The sequence below is a fragment of the Thalassospira sp. genome (assembly GCF_048059015.1).
Lineage (GTDB): Bacteria > Pseudomonadota > Alphaproteobacteria > Rhodospirillales > Thalassospiraceae > Thalassospira.
Map to the genome: position 1 here is coordinate 13,318 of NZ_JBLLNT010000015.1, position 17,225 is coordinate 30,542.

Genomic DNA, 17,225 nt, shown 5'->3' on the forward strand with positions numbered 1-17,225 from the left:
TCACGCGGCTTCGGCCTCTTTGGGGTGAACGCGGGTTTCAATCGGATTGCGTTTCATCGCATAGACAATGCAGCCAATCCCGAACAACACCATCGGGATCGACAGAAGCTGTCCCATGGTCGCACCACCGGCAAGAAAGCCCAGCTGCGCATCCGGTTCACGGAAGAATTCGACAATGATGCGCGAAATGCCATAACCGGCAACAAAGGTGCCACCGAGAATACCCGGGCGATGGCGAATATAGGCGTTTCGCGACATAACAAACATAACGATAAACAGGATCAAGCCTTCAAGGATGGCTTCATAAAGCTGACTTGGATGGCGCGGCAGCGGCCCACCGTTGGGAAACACAACACCCCATGCGACATCGGTCGTGCGACCAAACAGCTCGCCATTGATGAAGTTGGCAATGCGCCCAAAAAACAGACCAATCGGGGTTGCCACGGCTGCTGCGTCCAGTACCGCGAGTGTTGAAATCCCGCGTTTGCGCGCAAACAAAATGATCGCAACGATCACGCCCATGAACCCGCCATGGAAGGCCATCCCGCCCTGCCAAACCTTAAGGATATTGGCCGGGTTATCGAGGTAATAATCCAGATTGTAAAACAGGATATAACCCAACCGCCCGCCAAGGATCACACCAAGCGTTGCCCAAAATAGAAGATCATCGACATCACGTTTGCTCATGATGTTTGGGGTTTTGGTGCAGTAATAAACGACGTATTTCCAGCCCAAAAGCAGACCGGCAATATAAGCCAGCGCATACCAGCGAATAGCAATCGGGCCGATGGAAATCGCAATCGGGTCTATCGCCGGAAAGGCAAGGCTCAGCATCAGGAAAACTCCGCATCAGCAGGGTGGTTAAATTCTTGGGTCCTGTCCAAGTCGCAAAGGATATGGGCAGCATCATGGCAAGTTGGCAATACGCACCACCTTACCCCGATAACTGCCCCATTTATCCTTAGCGGAAGGCATCCTCGGTCGCGAGATAGTCCTGAATATAAAGACGGACACCTTCTTCAAGCGAGGTCATCTCGGTCGTGTAACCAGCCTTGCGCAGCTTGGTCATGTTGGCTTCGGTGAAGTACTGATACTTGTCGCGGATGGCTTCTGGGGTCGGGATGTAATTGATCACTGGCTCCTTACCCATCGCGTTAAAGACCGCAATTGCAAGGTCCTTGAAGCTGCGTGCATTGCCTGTGCCAATATTGAAAAGATCGCTGACCTGCGGATTGTCATAAAGCCACATGATGATATCGACGACATCGCCAACCCAGACGAAATCACGCAGCTGACCGCCATCTTCGTAATCGGGATGGTGCGATTTAAACAGGGTCGCCGTTTCACCAGCAGACAGCTTGTCAAACAGCTGCGAGACAACCGAGCGCATACCGCCCTTATGATATTCATTCGGGCCATAGACGTTAAAGAACTTCAGACCCGCGAACTGTTTCGGACGGAAGCCGTTCTGATCAAGAATGCGGCGGAAACGACGATCGGTCGCATGCTTGGACCAGCCATAGGCATTCAGCGGTGCGAGCTTTGCCATGTCAGCTTCGTCAAAGCTGTCATCAAAGCCCTGCTTGCCATCCCCATAGGTCGCCGCCGAAGACGCATAGATCAGACGTGCTGAATGGCGCGAACACCATTCCCAAAGCCAGGTCGTCAGTTTCAGGTTATTGGCAACGATCTTGTCAGCATCGGTTTCCGTGGTCGCGGAAATCGCGCCCATATGGAAAATCGCATCAACATCACCGGAATGCTTTTCAAGAAAGGCCGGAAGTTCGTCGGGATGGATAATGTCGCGCAGGTTACGCTTGGCGATGTTTTTCCATTTGATGCCATCACGCAGACGATCGACCACAACGATGTCGGTTTCACCACGTTCTTCAAGGGCCGCGACAATATTGGAACCGATAAATCCGGCGCCACCGGTGACGATAAGCATTGCATTCTCCTGGCGGGTCAAACCCGATGATCAAAATTTATCGTCACTTTATAGGACCGCCCCTGATCTGGAGCAAGAAAAGCAAAGCAAAATAACGATATCGTCACGACAGCCCGCAAGAAGAAGATCAGATGACGATCAGCTTGCTCTATGGGCCAAAGCGACCATATTATGCGCAACACCTTGATCCAGAAAGCCGGAGACCATTATGCAAATCAACAACCGCATCCTTGATGACCTTACCCGCGTGACCAATTCGGCACTGGGCACCATGACGGGCGTCAAAGGCGAAGTTGATGCCATCGTTCGTCAGCAGTTTGAAAAAATCCTGATGAATATGGATCTGGTAACCCGCGAAGAATTCGATGTCGTTCATGATGTCGCCATTCGCGCGGCCGAACGCATTGACGCGCTTGAAGCGAAAATTGCTGATCTGGAAAAGCGTCTTGAAGCAGCAGATGCGACCGCAAAACCGGCCGCAAAGCGCACCACAGCAAAAACTGCTGCGAAAAAGGACTCCTAAGCGCCAAATAATCCCCACATAAGGGATAGGGTCACGACCCTCGTTAACCGTCACAAACAGGATCGCTGAAAGGTCGATCAGGACGGGTAACACGGCGGTTATCCAAAATTCATTGCAGTCCTGCGTTGCGGGACGGTTGAAAGACGGCGGGCACCGGCATATAGTGCGCGCCCTTTCGCACATGCTTAAACAGGCTGGGTAATATATGGACGACCAACTGGAAGATATCGGAGACATGGGCGACGAAAACCCGTTGCTGCTTGTCGAGGATATCGCCCGCACCAACCAATGGCACGTGGAACGACGCAGCACCGACGAGGTGGTGGTCGAGATCCCCGCCCATTGGTGCACCTATCTCGTCTATTTCACCTGGCGTGATGATGCTGAAGCATTGCATATCGCATGCTGCTTTGACCTGTTCGTGCCAGAACCCCTGCGCCCGCGCATCTATGAGCTGGTTGCCAAATGCAATGAACAGCTCTGGATTGGTCATTTCGGATTGTGGCTTGAAGAAAACATGCCGCTGTTCCGTCATACCCTTCTGTTCGGGGGAGACGTTCCGCCGATGGTCGAACAGTTCGAAGAACTGATCGATATCGCCATTTCCGAATGCGAACGCTTCTTCCCGGCTTTCAACTTCGTTCTGGGTCAGGGCAAATCACCCGACGAAGCATTGACCCATGCGATGCTTGAACCCGCTGGTCAGGCATAAGCCAACAGCACATCATTCGCAGGCAGAACTTCTGCAGATGCATATCAAGGACGGCATAATCGCCGTCCTTTATTGTTTTTGGGCAGTTTTTTTCAGACTGCGGCAGATTTGCACCAGACAACATAAATCCCGCGATATATATGGATCGGGATGGGTCGACAAAACAAAACTCCGCCCGATATCATCCTGACAGCCAAAGTCAACGTGATCGGATTGCGGTGTGATTTCACCCGGTGTTTCAAAGCACACCCTTGCCCTATCGCGCGACTTGACCCACCTTGAGAAGATGGCTACGGCATTACATCAAGACTGTTGATCATACAAAAATCGACAGAACCCGATGGTTAAAGCGGAGCAGAATTTATGAATACGCGTCTTTTGCTGGTCGGCTGTGGCAAGATGGGAAGCGCCATGCTCGAAGGCTGGCTTGCTCAGGGTCTTAAGGCAGCCAATGTCTATATCGTTGAACAGGCCGAAGCCGCCGAGAAGCTTGAGACAAGCTATGGCGTCAATGGCGTTACCAATGTTGCCGATATTCCAGAAGACTTCATTCCGCAGGTTGTTCTGTTTGCAGTCAAACCACAAGTCCTGCCCGATGTGATTGACGCCTATAAGCCGCTTGCCCGTGCCGAGACCGTATTCCTTTCGGTTGCCGCAGGTAAAACCATCGAGTTCTTTGCAAGTCACCTTGGCGAAACCGCGCGCATTGTTCGCGCCATGCCAAATACCCCGGCGGCCGTATCGCGGGGCATGACCGTGATGTGCCCGACCGATAATGTCAGCATCGCACAGCGCGACATGTGTGAAACCCTGCTTAAGACAGTGGGTCTGGTTTCCTGGGTCGAAGATGAAGGCCTGATGGATGCAGTCACCGCCCTTTCGGGAAGTGGCCCGGCTTACATCTTCCATTTGGTTGAAGCGATGGCACAGGCCGGCGAGACTGCAGGCCTTCCGGCAGATCAGGCAATGCTTCTGGCACGTCAGACCGTTGTAGGTGCAGGCTTCCTTCTTGATGCCAGCGAAGAAACCGCTGCGACCTTGCGCCAGAATGTTACAAGCCCCGGCGGTACAACGGCAGCCGCCCTTGATGTTTTGATGGATCAGAAAACCGGTCTTCCGGAATTGATGACGCGCGCGATCGAAGCTGCCCGTAAACGTTCAGTGGAACTGGCCGGATAAACCCAACAGTTCCCCACCATTGATGGAGACAGTCATGCCATCCAAAAAGGATGTCCCAAACGCCCTGATCAAGGCCACCATGAAACTGGCGGCCGAGAAACCATGGCATGACGTCACCATGATCGATATCGCCCAGGAAGCTGGCCTATCCGTTGCCGATTGCTTTGACCATTGCAGTGGCAAGGGCGATATCCTTCGCCGGTTCGTCAAACAGATCGACCGCGAAGTTCTGGCCGACCTTGATGACGAAGATTTCAGCGAACCCGGTCATGACCGCCTGATCGCGGTGATCATGGCACGCTTTGATGCGCTTTCGGAATACCGCCCGGCCCTGAAATCCATCATTGCCGATCATGGTGGAATGGGTCCGACCAATTCTTTGCGTGCGATCAAAACCCACTTCGGATCAATGCGCTGGATGCTTGAGGCGGCTGGTTTTCAAACTGCAGGCCTTCATGGCAGCCTTCGGGTTGCGGGGCTTGTTGGCGTTTATGCCAAGGCGTTTCGCCAATGGCTTGATGACGAGACCAATGACTTTTCGCCGACCATGGCGCTGCTTGATCGTGAACTTTCACGTGCGGCAGATTGGGATGGAAAGGTTGAAAAGGGACTGGTAAAAGCATCGCGCCTGTGCGGAAAAATTTCTTCGACCTGTCGTCGATTCTCGACAAAAAAATCGACATCAGATGTTGAAAGCCCCGATATTGATGCAGGCGGCTCAACGGGCAAGCCAGCAGCAGAAAACAGCTAACCATCTGTTCTGGATCAAGATTTCCACAACCCTACCCAAGGTTATACTATGGACACAAAACATTAACCTTAAATTTTTTGTGCAGTGCAAAATAACCCTTGACGACAATCATCCATTCCGGCATATTGCAGTTGAATTTGTGCGGCGCACAATAGCGCCTCATTCCACACCTGTTGCAAATTGTTGATGGAGTGCAAACCATGACCGCCGCAAAAAAGGCAACCAACCCGTTCTTTGACCTCGACTTCACCAAATTCACCGCGGATTTCAAAATTCCGGGTGTTGACGTGAACGAAATGATGGCTTTCCAGCGTAAAAACGTGGAAGCCCTCACCAAAGCCAACAAGGTAGCCTTCGACGGTTTCCAGGCTGTCGCTCAGCGTCAGAGCGAAATCTTCAAAACGCTGCTGGATAAAGTTCAGACCCAGGGCAAAGATTTCGCTGCTACTACCGCTGACGATCCGATGGCAACGGCTGCTAAGCAGACCGAAGCCGCGAAAGCTGCATACGAAGAAGCACTTTCGAACGCCAAGGAACTGTCTGGTCTGGTAACCAAGTCTCAGGAAGAAGCTCTTACTCTTCTGCAGGCTCGCTTTACCGAATCTCTTGATGAGTTCAAAGCTGCTATCGAAAAGAGCGCAGCTGCGAAGTAACAGCTTCTAGCTGATCACTTCCCGTAATCTACTCGATGGCAGGGCCTTTATGGTCCTGCCATTTTCTTTTGTGCCCAAACTCCGGATTTCGTCGCCTGCCCGGCTTTGGACTTATCAGCCAGACATGCGCGCGATAAGCTGATCTCATAACAAGGAGACAGCCATGAGCGACGAAATCAGTTTTGATGATTTTCTAAAAGTTGATATCCGCGTCGGCACCGTAATCGACGCACAGGAATTCCCCGAAGCCCGCCGCCCGGCGCTTAAGCTTTGGGTGGATTTTGGTCCTGAACTTGGCACCAAGAAAACATCGGCTCAGATCACCAAATATTACGACCCCGCAAAGCTAATCGGCCGTCAGATCGCAGGCGTGGTCAATTTCCCCAAAAAACAGGTAGGGCCATTCATGTCCGAATTCCTCTGCCTTGGCTTCCCCGATGGCGAAGATGATAAGGGCATCGTTTTGATCCGCCCGGATCAGGATGTGCCCAATGGGGCACGCCTGTTTTAGGCATCTGGTTTTGACAAACAAAAAGGGCGCAGCCATCTGACTGCGCCCTCTTGAATGCCTTGGTTTCGCCGATTACTTTTCGACGAAGGCCTTTTCGATCACGAAGTGGCCCGGCTCGTTCATGTTGCCTTCTTTGCCACCCCATTCGACCAGCATCTGGCGGGTGTCAGCAATCATTTCCGGGTTACCGCACAGCATGAAGCGATCATTTTCCAGCGACGGCTGCGGCAGGCCAAGATCCTCATAGATCTTGCCAGACTTCATCAGCTCGGTGATGCGGCCCTGGTTTTTGAACTCTTCACGGGTCACGGTCGGATAGTACAGAAGCTTGTTCTGAACATCTTCGCCGAAGAATTCGTTGTTCGGCAGCTCGCTGTGAATGAATTCCTGATACGCCAGTTCGCGGACTTCGCGGCAACCATGAACAAGAATGACTTTCTCGTAACGCTCATAGGTTTCGTAATCGCGGATCACGCTCATGAACGGTGCCAGACCGGTACCGGTCGACAGCAGCCACAGGTTCTTGCCCGGCAGCAGGTTGTCATGAATAAGCGTACCGGTCGGTTTACGACCGACAAGGATCTTGTCGCCTACTTTCACATGCTGCAAACGCGAGGTCAGCGGGCCGTTCGGCACCTTGATCGAGAAGAATTCAAGTTCTTCGTCGTAATTGGCACTCACCATCGAATAGGCGCGCAGAAGCGGCTTGCCTTCGACTTCGAGTCCGATCATTGCGAACTGACCATTGATGAATCGGAAGCCCGGATCACGGGTGGTTTTGAACGTGAAGAGAGTGTCAGTCCAGTGATGGACATAAGTGACTGTTTCTTCATTTAAATTGCTGGCCATAACGCTACATCAATCCGTTTCGTCTGTCTGTGTTGGAACCGTGGCGGGAAACACGGATATATATCCCGGCACACAATCCATGCCAAGTTGGCGCGATTTAACATCAATCAAACGTATATCGCAAGAAAACAATCCATATTTCTTGTCATTTTGTGTAATTTACACAAATCCATACAAATTAAATGTAGAATATTGTCTGACAATCAGGCACAGTAGGCAGATCACACCTGCTTGGCAAGTTATTCTATCAGGGTGATATACGGTGCTTCGCCGCCATACAATGATACATCTCAATCCGGTGATATATGACGCAAACAAATGCCGAAACGTCTGAGAGCCTGACCGTTCAGCAGATTGCTGATGCGATCACGAACGCGATCCGCGAAGGTCGGCTGGCACCGGGTCAGCGCCTGACAGAAGTTGATTTCGCCAAGAAACTCCGTGTCAGCCGCCCGTCAGTGCGCGAGGCTTTCCGTCAACTCAGCTCGGACGGCTTGTTGCTATCCCAACCCTATCGCGGCGTCAGTGTTCGTCACATGACCCGCCGCGAAGTGGATGACCTGTTTGCGGTGCGCGGCGCACTGGAAGGCCTGGCCGTAAGATTGGCAACACCTTTCCTGGCTGGCGCCATCAAACCGCTGGAAGATATTCAGACCGCCCTCGATGTGGCCGAGTCCCATCGCGATCTGAACGCCATGTCGCGCGAAAACCTTGCCTTCCACATGCTGTTTCCCGAGACCAGCCGAAACGCGCTTCTTTGCGAACAGCTGCGCCGGATTGCCAATAATGTCTATTGGCTGCAATTCCGCGTTCTGGTCGCGGATGAAAAGGTTCTTGGCACCAATGCCGCCCACCGCGCAATTGTTGATGCCGTGCGTTCAAATGACGCCAAACTGGCTGAAGCCATCATGATCGATCATGTCGATCAATCCCGTCAGATGGTTCAAGCCCTGTCCGACGATCACTTCGCCGATAACAGTTCGGGCTAACCGGCAAGCAAGATTTCCGTGCTACGCAATCCCCTTAGGCTCCTTGCGACACCGCCAACCTCGCAAAGAAATGCGCCTCCCTTCTCTACCTCAAACCACAAGCCCGCAATTTCCCACTTGCCCAGCTTCAATTTAACTCGTAGGATTGTCTGACAATTTAACATAACAAACCTATCAGGAAGCGCCATGTCTGCCCCAAAAGAACTCACCACCGAATTCCTGCCCATTCCCCTGCCCGACTATCAGGAATATGACGTCGCCGAAATGCGCGCCCGTGCGCAGGCCTTCTATGATGAGATCAAAACACGCCACACCGTACGCGAGTTTTCTGATCGCCCCGTGCCGCGTGACATTATTGAAACCTGTATTCGGGCTGCGGGGACTGCGCCGAATGGCGCGAACCATCAGCCATGGCATTTCTCGGTGATTGGCGATCCGGCAATGAAAAAGAAAATCCGCGATGCCGCCGAAGAAGAAGAACGCGCCTTCTACGAAGGACGCGCAGGCGAAGAATGGCTTGAAGCACTCAAGCCCCTTGGAACGGATGACAGCAAACCGTTCCTTGAAACCGCACCCTGGCTGATTTGCATTTTTGGTGAACGTAAAAGCGCGTCTGCGGACGGCAAGCTTCGCAAGAATTATTACGTGCCGGAATCCGTTTCGATTGCGACGGGCTTCTTGATTGCCGCCCTGCATCGCGCAGGTCTTGCGACCCTAACCCACACGCCAAATCCGATGAGCTTCCTGACCGACATCTGTGGCCGCCCCGACCACAACAAGCCCTATATTCTTCTTGTGACCGGCTACCCGGCATCAGATGCCACCATCCCGGCCCATGCGACCGAGAAAAAGGATCTTTCGGAAATCGCGACCTTCTTCTGAGAAATCCGCCCCAACCTCGCACCACCAAAAAGAAAGCCCCGCATCGCGCGGGGCTTTTTTGTCAGATTTGGTTTTGATTAATGCCCGATCGGCAGAACCAGACGCACACGCAGACCACCGCCCGGCGCATCTTCAAGATGAACATCACCGCCATGCCCACGCGCAAATCACGCGCGATGGTCATGCCAAGGCCGACACCACCGGTCGCCTGATTGCGCAACTCTTCAAGACGGTAAAACGGCTTGAACACCTCTTCGCGCTTATCGGCCGGAATGCCCGGACCATCATCATCAAAGACGATCTCGTAATCATGCCCGCGGCGGCCTGCCCGGACCGAGAGGTTATTGGCATAGCGCCCCGCATTGGACATGATGTTTGACACACAACGGCGCAGCGATTGCGGGCGCAATTCCATCTCAAGGCTGTCTTCGATATGAAGATCAATCTGCTGACCATCACGCAGTGCTTCGCCAACCTGATCGGTCAGGAGCTTGCCAATATCGGTCGGAACAGCTTTTTCGCCTTCTTCCCCGCGCGCGAACGCCAGATAGGCATCGACCATGCGTTCCATATCAATCACGTCTTGCTTCAGCGCATCGACACCGGGTGATGATTGCTGCATAGCAAGCTCAAGCTTCATGCGCGTCAACGGTGTGCGCAAATCATGTGACACGCCCGCCAAAAGCGCTGTGCGCTGTGACAGATGTCGCCCGATACGATCCCGCATCGACATGAATGAGCTTGCCGCAAGGCGCACTTCGGCTGCCCCTTCGGGCTTGAAGCTATCAACATTCACACCGCGGCCAAACTGATCAGCAGCCTTGGCAAGACGACGGATCGGGCGCACCTGATTGCGCATGAAGATCACAGCAACCCCGTACAGGATCAATGCCGAACCAGCGATCCACATAAAGAAGATATAGGTCGTCGAGTTATACAAACGCTTGCGCGGTGCAACGATCGACAGAACGCCTTCCTTAAGTTGAACCCGGATTTCCAGATTGCGGTCATCCAGATCCATGTCGAAATAGAACGGGCGCTGCAGGCGTTCATTGAGCGCAACATAAAGCTCCTCGGACACCAGCCCAAGGGGTGGTTCGATCACTTGCTGTTCAAGGATTTCATTTGGCTCGAACACGATATCAAGCTGCATGCGGCCCCGTGCCGAATGCTGGATCCATTGATAATGTTCTTCATCCGGGAACTGGCCAAGATAATCAATGACATAGGCCACATCACCGGCCAAGCCACGGCTCAGCTGGCGGGCAACTGTATCCCAATGCCGCTCGAAGAAGATCAGAACAGTGACGATCTGCAACAGAAGCATTGGCGTCATCAGGATCAGAAGCGACCGGCCCAAAAGCCCCGTCGGCATCCATGATTTGAACCAGCCGTTTTGTTCGCTACCCACGCTGCCTATTCCTGTTCACTATCCATTGCCGGGATACCCCGATCATGAAACTCAGTCTGTATAAAGGACATAGCCCCGACCACGTACCGTCTGCAAGTATCTTGGTTGTTTAGGGTCTTCTTCAAATTTGCGGCGCAGGCGCGTAACCTGCACATCAATGCTACGTGACGCCGCCGGATCAACTGCATTCCCGCTAATCATGCCATGCAGCTCTTCGCGTGATGTTGTCTGTCCACGACGTTTGACCAGCGCTGCCAGCAATGCCTGTTCTGCTGTTGTCAGATAGATATGCTCATCACCTCGTTGCAGGATCATTTTGGCACTATCAAAGCGGAACTGACCAAACGACACGGCATTGCTTTCGGCAACCACAACTTCGTCGGACGCAACCTCGGGCAACTCGCCATAACGACGCAGGATCGCCTCGATCCGCAAGACCAACTCGCGCGGTTCAAACGGTTTGGCAAGGTAATCATCTACACCGGCCTCAAGACCAGCAATTCGGTCTTCGGTTTCTGAAAGTGCCGTCAAAAGAAGGATGGGCACCTTTGCCCCCTCTTCGCGCAGGCTGCGCGCAAGATCGACACCCTTTTCGCCGGGCATCAACACATCAAGCACAATCAGATCAAATTGAAGTCCGGCAAGGCTTGCGCGGGCTTCAAGCGCATCGCGTGCCGCAGACACATTAAAGCCGTTCTCACCCAGATAACGGGTCAGCAAATCACGCAAACGGTCATCATCATCGACCACAAGAATATGTGGCTGATCAGCACCGGTCATGAAAATCCCCCAACACGAAAATCAATTTGGCCTTAAGCGCACTAATCTGGGCGATAAGTGTTTCAAAACCGTAAGCAACCATAAGGACGGCAACGCCAACATCGGCGTCACCCATCATTTACCGTTCACTTTGCGGCGAAAATTGGAAAGCAAAAGCAGGCGCGCTTGATCAAACCGAACGCAATTGGTTCCAATGATCAGCTTGCACGCCGCCGAACACCGGACGGGCCATCATCCTCAAACCGTTTGCGGTCTTCTTCTTCAAGCATGCCCAGCATGACCTTACGAAAACCTTCAACCGATTCCGCACCGGCTTCGCGGTAGGCCGCGGCAATCAAGGCGCGCTGCTTTTCGGTCAGCTCACGCTCAAGCGCTTCGCCCTTATCAGTCAGGGTCAGCAAACGCTGACGACGATCCTGCAGACCGGTCTTTTGTTCGATAAAGCCTTCGCGGACCAATTGGCCCAAAACACGTGACAGGGATTGCTTGGTGATCTTGAGAATCGACAACAGGTCACTGACGGTAATGCCGGGGTTGCGGCTTACGAAATAAATGACCCGGTGATGGGCCCGGCCGAAATTATATTGCTCAAGCATCTGATCGGCGACTGCCGTGAAATCACGATAGGCATAGAACAGTAATTCAATGCCCTGCCTAAGCTCTTCTTCCCGCAGGAAAAGCGGGTTGACCTTGCGTGTAGAGATATCTGCCATGCTTATCCGTTATGTCAGTTTTGTTGACATATTAATCTATGAATGTTACTTCGACCAGACAAATAAGGACATAAAGTTACGTCCGGGAACGTTTTTGAAATGGAATTTGGCAAATGACGACTTCGACCTTCGACAACCGTGACGGTTTTATCTGGTATAATGGCGAACTAAAACCTTGGCGTGAAAGCACTTTGCACGTGCTAAGCCATGCTGTCCATTATGGTAGTGCGGTTTTTGAAGGCGAACGTTCTTATAATGGCAAGGTTTTCAAGCTGGCTGAGCATGGCGAACGCCTGATCAAGTCTGGTGAAATCCTGGATATGAAAATTCCATACAGCGCTGCCGAGCTTGATGACGCTGTTGTTGAAACCCTGGCTGCCAACAACATCACCGATGGCTATATCCGTCGCATTGCATGGCGCGGCAGTGAAATGATGGGCGTTTCCGCCCAGACCACGCGCATCAATGTCGCGATTGCCTGCTGGGAATGGCCAAGCTACTTCAAGCCGGAAGAGCGCCTGAAGGGCATTCGTCTTGATCTGTCCAAATGGGCACGTCCGGCACCGAACACCGCACCGACCAATGCAAAGGCAGCGGGCCTTTACATGATCTGCACGCTGTCCAAGCACGAAGCAGAGCGCAAAGGTTATGCTGATGCCCTGATGCTCGATTACCGTGGTCAGGTTGCCGAAGCGACTGGCGCAAACGTCTTCTTCATCAAGGACGGTCAGATCCATACGCCGAAGCCTGATTGCTTCCTCGATGGTATTACGCGCCGCACCGTCATCGGCCTTGCCAAGGCACGCGGCTATGACGTCATCGAACGTGCGATCATGCCAGAAGAAATGGCCGGGTTTGAGGAATGCTTCCTGACCGGTACCGCTGCTGAAGTTACTCCGGTTGCTGAAATCGGTCAGTACACCTTCACCCCGGGTCAGGTCTGCAAGACCATGATGGAAGATTACATGGCACTTGTTCGCGGTGAGAAGGCAGCTGTTGCTGCCGAGTAACCCGACCTTCTGCCTGCCAAATTCAAAACCCGCTCTGATCAGAGCGGGTTTTTTATTGCGCGATTAGCCGGGGCATGCGTTTGATCTGCATGATTATTTTCGCCCCAACCATGAGCCACCATCATGCCCAAGCCCCAATCAACGCCCCAAGCTGACCATACGCTTCTATATCAAACGCACTCGCCCTTTGCCCGCAAAGCACTTGTCTTTGCAATTGAGGCAGGCCTGCGTGACCGGATAGAGGTCGTCCATCACGAAACCAGCCCAACCAACCGCAATGATGCGATTTTTGCGGCCAACCCGCTTGGCAAAGTCCCGGTTCTGGTTTTGCCGGATGGCCTGACACTTTATGATTTACTGGTGATTTGCGACTATCTGGACCGCCTTCACAAAGGCCGCAAACTGATCCCGCACAAGTTGCCAAGACGGCTGCATGCGCTGCGCCTTCATGCCCTTGCGCAAGGCATGTGTGATGCGGGTGTTTTGTATCGCTGGGAAACCGAACGCCGCCCGGAAGAGCTACGCTATCCGCCGCTTGCTGCCGGGCAGAAGTCCAAGCTGGTCGAGACATTCGATTACCTTGAAGGCAACCTCGATCCAAAAACGCCCGTAACAATCGGCCATATCGCCCTTGCCACCGGACTGGAATGGATTGCTTTCCGTGATCTGGTCGATTTCAAGACCGGTCGTCCGACCCTGACAAAATGGTATGAGGATTTCTGCGCGCGCCCTTCCATGACCGCAACACGGTTCTCCGGTGAAACACACGACTGATCCGAAACCCTAGAAATCAGCCACCTTCAGGCCGCACAACTCAAGAATCGCGGGCTTTCATTCATCAGACTAATCCCTGATGGCATCTGCTGCTTCATGTCATCGCAAACGAAACGGACCGCCCAAAACACATTGGGCGGTCCGTACGTTACAAAATCAAAGTACCGTCAGGTTATTCAGCCTGTGCCGGAACCGGCCCCGGATGAACATCGGGCAGTTCGGTTTCATCCACGTAGGCATCTGGCAGGTTGTGATCAGCTTCATGTTCGGTCTCATACCACTGCTTGTAGCGGTACAGCACAAGCGAATCACGACCAAGACCACGCAGCAGCCCATACATCATTACAAGGATGACGGCCGCGAACGGGAAGCCCGCCACCACGGCTGCGGCTTGCAACGCCGATAGCCCGCCTGCTACCAAAAGAACGGCAGCAATAATGCCTTCGGTCGTTGCCCAGAACAGGCGCTGAATACGGGGCGGGTCGGCATCACCGCCAGCGGTCAGCATGTCGATAACAAACGAGCCACTGTCTGAGGACGTCACAAACCAGATGACGATCATGACGATGACAACGGTTGAGACGAACTTGGTCAACGGCATGAATTCAAGCAACTTGAAGATTGCGCCGCCATAGCTGGCCTTGGTGGCCTCGATCAATCCCGGATTACCCAGCATCTCCATATGAATAGCTGCCCCGCCAAAAGCGGTGAACCAGAAGAACAGAATAAAGACCGGAATGAAAAGCACGCCCAGCGTGAATTCCCGCACGGTACGGCCGCGCGAAATACGGGCGATGAAGATGCCAACAAACGGTGACCAGGAAATCCACCAGGCCCAATAGAAAATCGTCCAGCCGGTCTGCCAGTTGGTGTCGGTATATGCCTCAGACCAGAAACTGAAATAGACCAGATTGCTGATATAGTTGCCGACGTTTTCAACAAAGCTGTCGAGAACAAACAGGGTCGGACCAAAGATCAGGACAAACCCCAGCAGCACAAAGCTCAGCTGGATATTGAGGTTACTGATGCGCTTGATGCCGCCGTCAAGTCCGGCCATAACCGAAATGGTGGCAAACATGGTAATGATGGCAATCAGGATAAGCTGAACGACGAGCGTATCAGCAATACCAAACAACGAGTTCAGGCCCGAGCTGATCTGCATCACACCAAGACCAAGGGTCGTGACAATGCCAAACATTGTGCCGAACACGGCCAGAATATCGACCACATGGCCCCATGTGCCATAAATCCGTTCACCGATGATTGGATAGAGTGCCGAGCGTATCGAAAGCGGCAAACCTTTGCGATAGTGGAAATAGGCAAGGGACAAGCCGACGATGCAATAAAGCGCCCAACCATGAATGCCCCAGTGCAGGAACGAAATCGTCATCGCCTGTTCAGCGGCTGCAACGCTTTCAGGTTCGGCCATGGGTGGTGCGAAATAGTGATATAGCGGCTCGGCAACGCCCCAATACAGCAACCCGATCCCGATGCCGGCGCTAAACAGCATCGCCGTCCAGGAAAACAGACCGTATTCCGGCTTGTCTGTCTGACGGCCAAGTCGCACCCGGCCATATGGACCAATCGCAAGATAAAGACTGACTACCACGGCCAGGTTGGCAACGATGATCAGAAACCATCCAAAGTAGTTGCCAATAATCGATTGTGCGGACGAGAACAGCGCACCGGCTGTTTCGGTAAAGAACGCACCAAATATAATGAACCCCAGTATCAGCAATGCCGATATCGAAAACACCGGCTTGCTGACACGAGGGAACGGGCCAAGGGGCCCCACCTTCATTTTGTCATTCATGCTTACCTCACTGTTTCGGGTATCCAACTTTTCGTTGTGTATGCCCCTGATCAGCGTCGGGGATCTCCCGAACATGAAATGATCAAAAATGCAGTCCGTACCCGATCCGGACTGCGAGGCGGCTTATGCAGGGCGAATTCATGAGCACGGCAAACGTTGCGTGATGGCCAGCCCGTCCCACTGAGCTGGCCACCACTGAGCATTACTCCCCACGCGGGAAGCGCTGCTTTTCCTCAACCTCGTTCAGGTCCATGTGATTGCGCATATAGCGCTCTGATGCCTTTTGCAGCGGCTGATAATCCCACGGGAAGTAGGACCCGTTGCGAAGTGATTCGTAAACGATCCAGCGTCGTGCCTGACTTTCGCGCACTGCCCCATCAAAGGCCGCCATATCCCAACGCTTGGCACGTTTGGCGCGGAAGTCTTCCAACTGATCGGCATAGGCAGGATCACCTGCAAGGTTGGTGAGCTCATGTGGATCGGCTTCAAGGTCAAACAGCTGTTCCGGATCGAGATCGCAGAAGACATATTTCCATTTGCCTTCGCGGATACAGACCAACGGCGCATAGGATCCTTCGGCGGCATATTCCATCAGAACCGGCTCTTCGCGTTTGTTGCCATCGAGTATCGAACAAAGCGATGTACCATCCGTCCATGGCTGCACATCGGCCATGGAAATACCGGCAAGGTCGGCAACGGTTGGCGTGACATCAAGGCTTGAGACCGGATCGGTATAAAGCCCCGGTTTGATGTTCGGTCCCGCCATCATCAAAGGGACGCGTGCTGATCCTTCAAAGAAGCTCATTTTAAACCACATGCCCCGTTCGCCCAGCATGTCGCCGTGATCGGACACAAAGATGACGATGGTGTTGTCAGCCTGACGGGTGCGTTCAAGCACATCCATGATCTGACCGATCTTGTCATCGATATAGGAGATATTGGCGAAATAGGCCTGCCGAGACTTGCGGACATCTTCCTTGGTGATATCAAAGGCCGTGTAGTCACTGGCCTTCATCAGGCGCTGGGAATGCGGGTCCTGATCCTCAAAGGCAAAGCTTTCAATCTCGGGCTCAAGTTCCGGGCAATCTTCATAAAGGTCCCAGAACTTCTTGCGCGCGACATAAGGGTCATGGGGATGTGTAAAGCTGACCGTCAGGCACCAGGGGCGTTCATCATGCCCGCGCGACAGATCATAAAGCTTGCTGGTCGCGTGATAGGCGACCTCGTCATCATATTCCATCTGATTGGAAATCTCGGCCACACCGGCACCGGTGACGGAACCAAGATTGTGATACCACCAGTCAATACGTTCGCCCGGTTTACGATAATCCGGCGTCCAGCCAAAATCGGCCGGGTAAATATCGGTGGTCAGGCGTTCTTCAAACCCGTGCAGCTGATCGGGACCAACAAAGTGCATCTTGCCCGAAAGACAAGTGTAATAGCCCGCACGGCGCAAATGATGCGCATAGGTCGGAATGTCTGAACAAAACTCTGCTGCGTTATCGTAAACACGTGTGCGGTTGGGCAATTGACCAGCCATGAAGGATGCACGACCCGGTGCACAAAGTGGCGACGCCGTATAGCAATTGCGGAACCGCGCAGAACGTTCTGCCAGCGCCTTAAGATGAGGGGCATGTAAAAAATCGGCCGGACCATCGGGGAAAAATGTCCCGTTCAACTGGTCTGCCATCAGGATCAAAATATTCGGGGCCGTCATGAACAGGTTT

The 17,225-nt window shown here is 53.1% G+C and carries 18 protein-coding genes; 10 read left to right on the forward strand and 8 right to left on the reverse strand.

The features are described from left to right. Together lgt and rfaD are read right to left on the reverse strand one after the other, a co-directional pair. Positions 1-837, reverse strand: coding sequence for a prolipoprotein diacylglyceryl transferase (gene lgt, locus ACMZ66_RS18220; protein ID WP_416939516.1), 837 nt, complete (start codon positions 835-837; stop codon positions 1-3). A 124-nt stretch (positions 838-961) separates the two neighbouring features. Further along, positions 962-1,948: an ADP-glyceromanno-heptose 6-epimerase gene (gene rfaD / locus ACMZ66_RS18225; RefSeq protein WP_416939362.1), complete on the reverse strand. Its 987-nt coding sequence runs from the start codon at positions 1,946-1,948 to the stop codon at positions 962-964. A gap of 208 nt (positions 1,949-2,156) precedes the next feature. Here rfaD and ACMZ66_RS18230 point away from each other — a divergent pair, with 208 nt between their 5' ends. The 6 genes from ACMZ66_RS18230 (at position 2,157) to ACMZ66_RS18255 (ending at position 6,277) form a co-directional block, all read left to right on the forward strand. After that, positions 2,157-2,471: an accessory factor UbiK family protein gene (locus ACMZ66_RS18230; RefSeq protein WP_416939364.1), complete on the forward strand. Its 315-nt coding sequence runs from the start codon at positions 2,157-2,159 to the stop codon at positions 2,469-2,471. 205 nt (positions 2,472-2,676) lie between these two features. Next, positions 2,677-3,183, forward strand: coding sequence for a YbjN domain-containing protein (locus tag ACMZ66_RS18235; protein WP_416939366.1), 507 nt, complete (start codon positions 2,677-2,679; stop codon positions 3,181-3,183). 363 nt (positions 3,184-3,546) lie between these two features. After that, on the forward strand, positions 3,547-4,362 hold the full coding sequence (gene proC / locus ACMZ66_RS18240) for a pyrroline-5-carboxylate reductase (protein ID WP_416939368.1): 816 nt from the start codon (positions 3,547-3,549) through the stop codon (positions 4,360-4,362). Between the two features lie 34 nt (positions 4,363-4,396). After that, complete coding sequence (locus tag ACMZ66_RS18245) at positions 4,397-5,113, forward strand: TetR family transcriptional regulator (RefSeq protein ID WP_416939370.1); 717 nt, start codon at positions 4,397-4,399, stop codon at positions 5,111-5,113. Between the two features lie 200 nt (positions 5,114-5,313). After that, positions 5,314-5,766, forward strand: coding sequence for a phasin family protein (locus ACMZ66_RS18250; protein WP_416939372.1), 453 nt, complete (start codon positions 5,314-5,316; stop codon positions 5,764-5,766). Between the two features lie 163 nt (positions 5,767-5,929). Beyond that, on the forward strand, positions 5,930-6,277 hold the full coding sequence (locus tag ACMZ66_RS18255; protein ID WP_416939374.1) for a tRNA-binding protein: 348 nt from the start codon (positions 5,930-5,932) through the stop codon (positions 6,275-6,277). Between the two features lie 72 nt (positions 6,278-6,349). Here ACMZ66_RS18255 and ACMZ66_RS18260 read toward each other — a convergent pair whose 3' ends face one another. Next, entirely contained in the window at positions 6,350-7,126 is a 777-nt protein-coding gene (locus tag ACMZ66_RS18260) for a ferredoxin--NADP reductase (RefSeq protein ID WP_416939376.1), read from the reverse strand. A 305-nt stretch (positions 7,127-7,431) separates the two neighbouring features. Here ACMZ66_RS18260 and ACMZ66_RS18265 point away from each other — a divergent pair, with 305 nt between their 5' ends. Beyond that, positions 7,432-8,115 (forward strand): GntR family transcriptional regulator, encoded by a 684-nt coding sequence (locus ACMZ66_RS18265; RefSeq protein WP_416939378.1) that lies wholly within the window; start codon positions 7,432-7,434, stop codon positions 8,113-8,115. Positions 8,116-8,301: 186 nt separating this feature from the next. Further along, entirely contained in the window at positions 8,302-8,997 is a 696-nt protein-coding gene (locus tag ACMZ66_RS18270; RefSeq protein WP_416939379.1) for a nitroreductase family protein, read from the forward strand. Between the two features lie 61 nt (positions 8,998-9,058). On the opposite strand, the gene ACMZ66_RS18275 is transcribed toward ACMZ66_RS18270, so the two are convergent. The 3 genes from ACMZ66_RS18275 to ACMZ66_RS18285 form a co-directional block, all read right to left on the reverse strand. Then, on the reverse strand, positions 9,059-10,408 hold the full coding sequence (locus ACMZ66_RS18275; RefSeq protein ID WP_416939381.1) for an ATP-binding protein: 1,350 nt from the start codon (positions 10,406-10,408) through the stop codon (positions 9,059-9,061). Positions 10,409-10,459: 51 nt separating this feature from the next. Further along, complete coding sequence (locus tag ACMZ66_RS18280) at positions 10,460-11,188, reverse strand: response regulator (protein ID WP_416939382.1); 729 nt, start codon at positions 11,186-11,188, stop codon at positions 10,460-10,462. 197 nt (positions 11,189-11,385) lie between these two features. Continuing rightward, positions 11,386-11,901: a MarR family winged helix-turn-helix transcriptional regulator gene (locus ACMZ66_RS18285; RefSeq protein ID WP_416939384.1), complete on the reverse strand. Its 516-nt coding sequence runs from the start codon at positions 11,899-11,901 to the stop codon at positions 11,386-11,388. Positions 11,902-12,014: 113 nt separating this feature from the next. On the opposite strand from ACMZ66_RS18285, the gene ACMZ66_RS18290 reads away from it, so the two are divergent. Together ACMZ66_RS18290 and ACMZ66_RS18295 are read left to right on the forward strand one after the other, a co-directional pair. Then, positions 12,015-12,911 carry a branched-chain amino acid aminotransferase gene (locus ACMZ66_RS18290; RefSeq protein ID WP_416939386.1) on the forward strand — a complete coding sequence of 299 codons (897 nt, stop codon included), beginning with the start codon at positions 12,015-12,017 and terminating at the stop codon, positions 12,909-12,911. A 123-nt stretch (positions 12,912-13,034) separates the two neighbouring features. Further along, a complete protein-coding gene (locus ACMZ66_RS18295) occupies positions 13,035-13,685 on the forward strand; it encodes a glutathione S-transferase family protein (protein ID WP_416939388.1) in 651 nt (216 codons plus the stop codon). 172 nt (positions 13,686-13,857) lie between these two features. Here ACMZ66_RS18295 and ACMZ66_RS18300 read toward each other — a convergent pair whose 3' ends face one another. Both ACMZ66_RS18300 and betC read right to left on the reverse strand, forming a co-directional pair. Next, entirely contained in the window at positions 13,858-15,486 is a 1,629-nt protein-coding gene (locus ACMZ66_RS18300) for a BCCT family transporter (RefSeq protein WP_416939390.1), read from the reverse strand. A 214-nt stretch (positions 15,487-15,700) separates the two neighbouring features. Then, positions 15,701-17,215 (reverse strand): choline-sulfatase, encoded by a 1,515-nt coding sequence (gene betC / locus ACMZ66_RS18305; protein WP_416939392.1) that lies wholly within the window; start codon positions 17,213-17,215, stop codon positions 15,701-15,703. Positions 17,216-17,225: the final 10 nt, after the last annotated feature.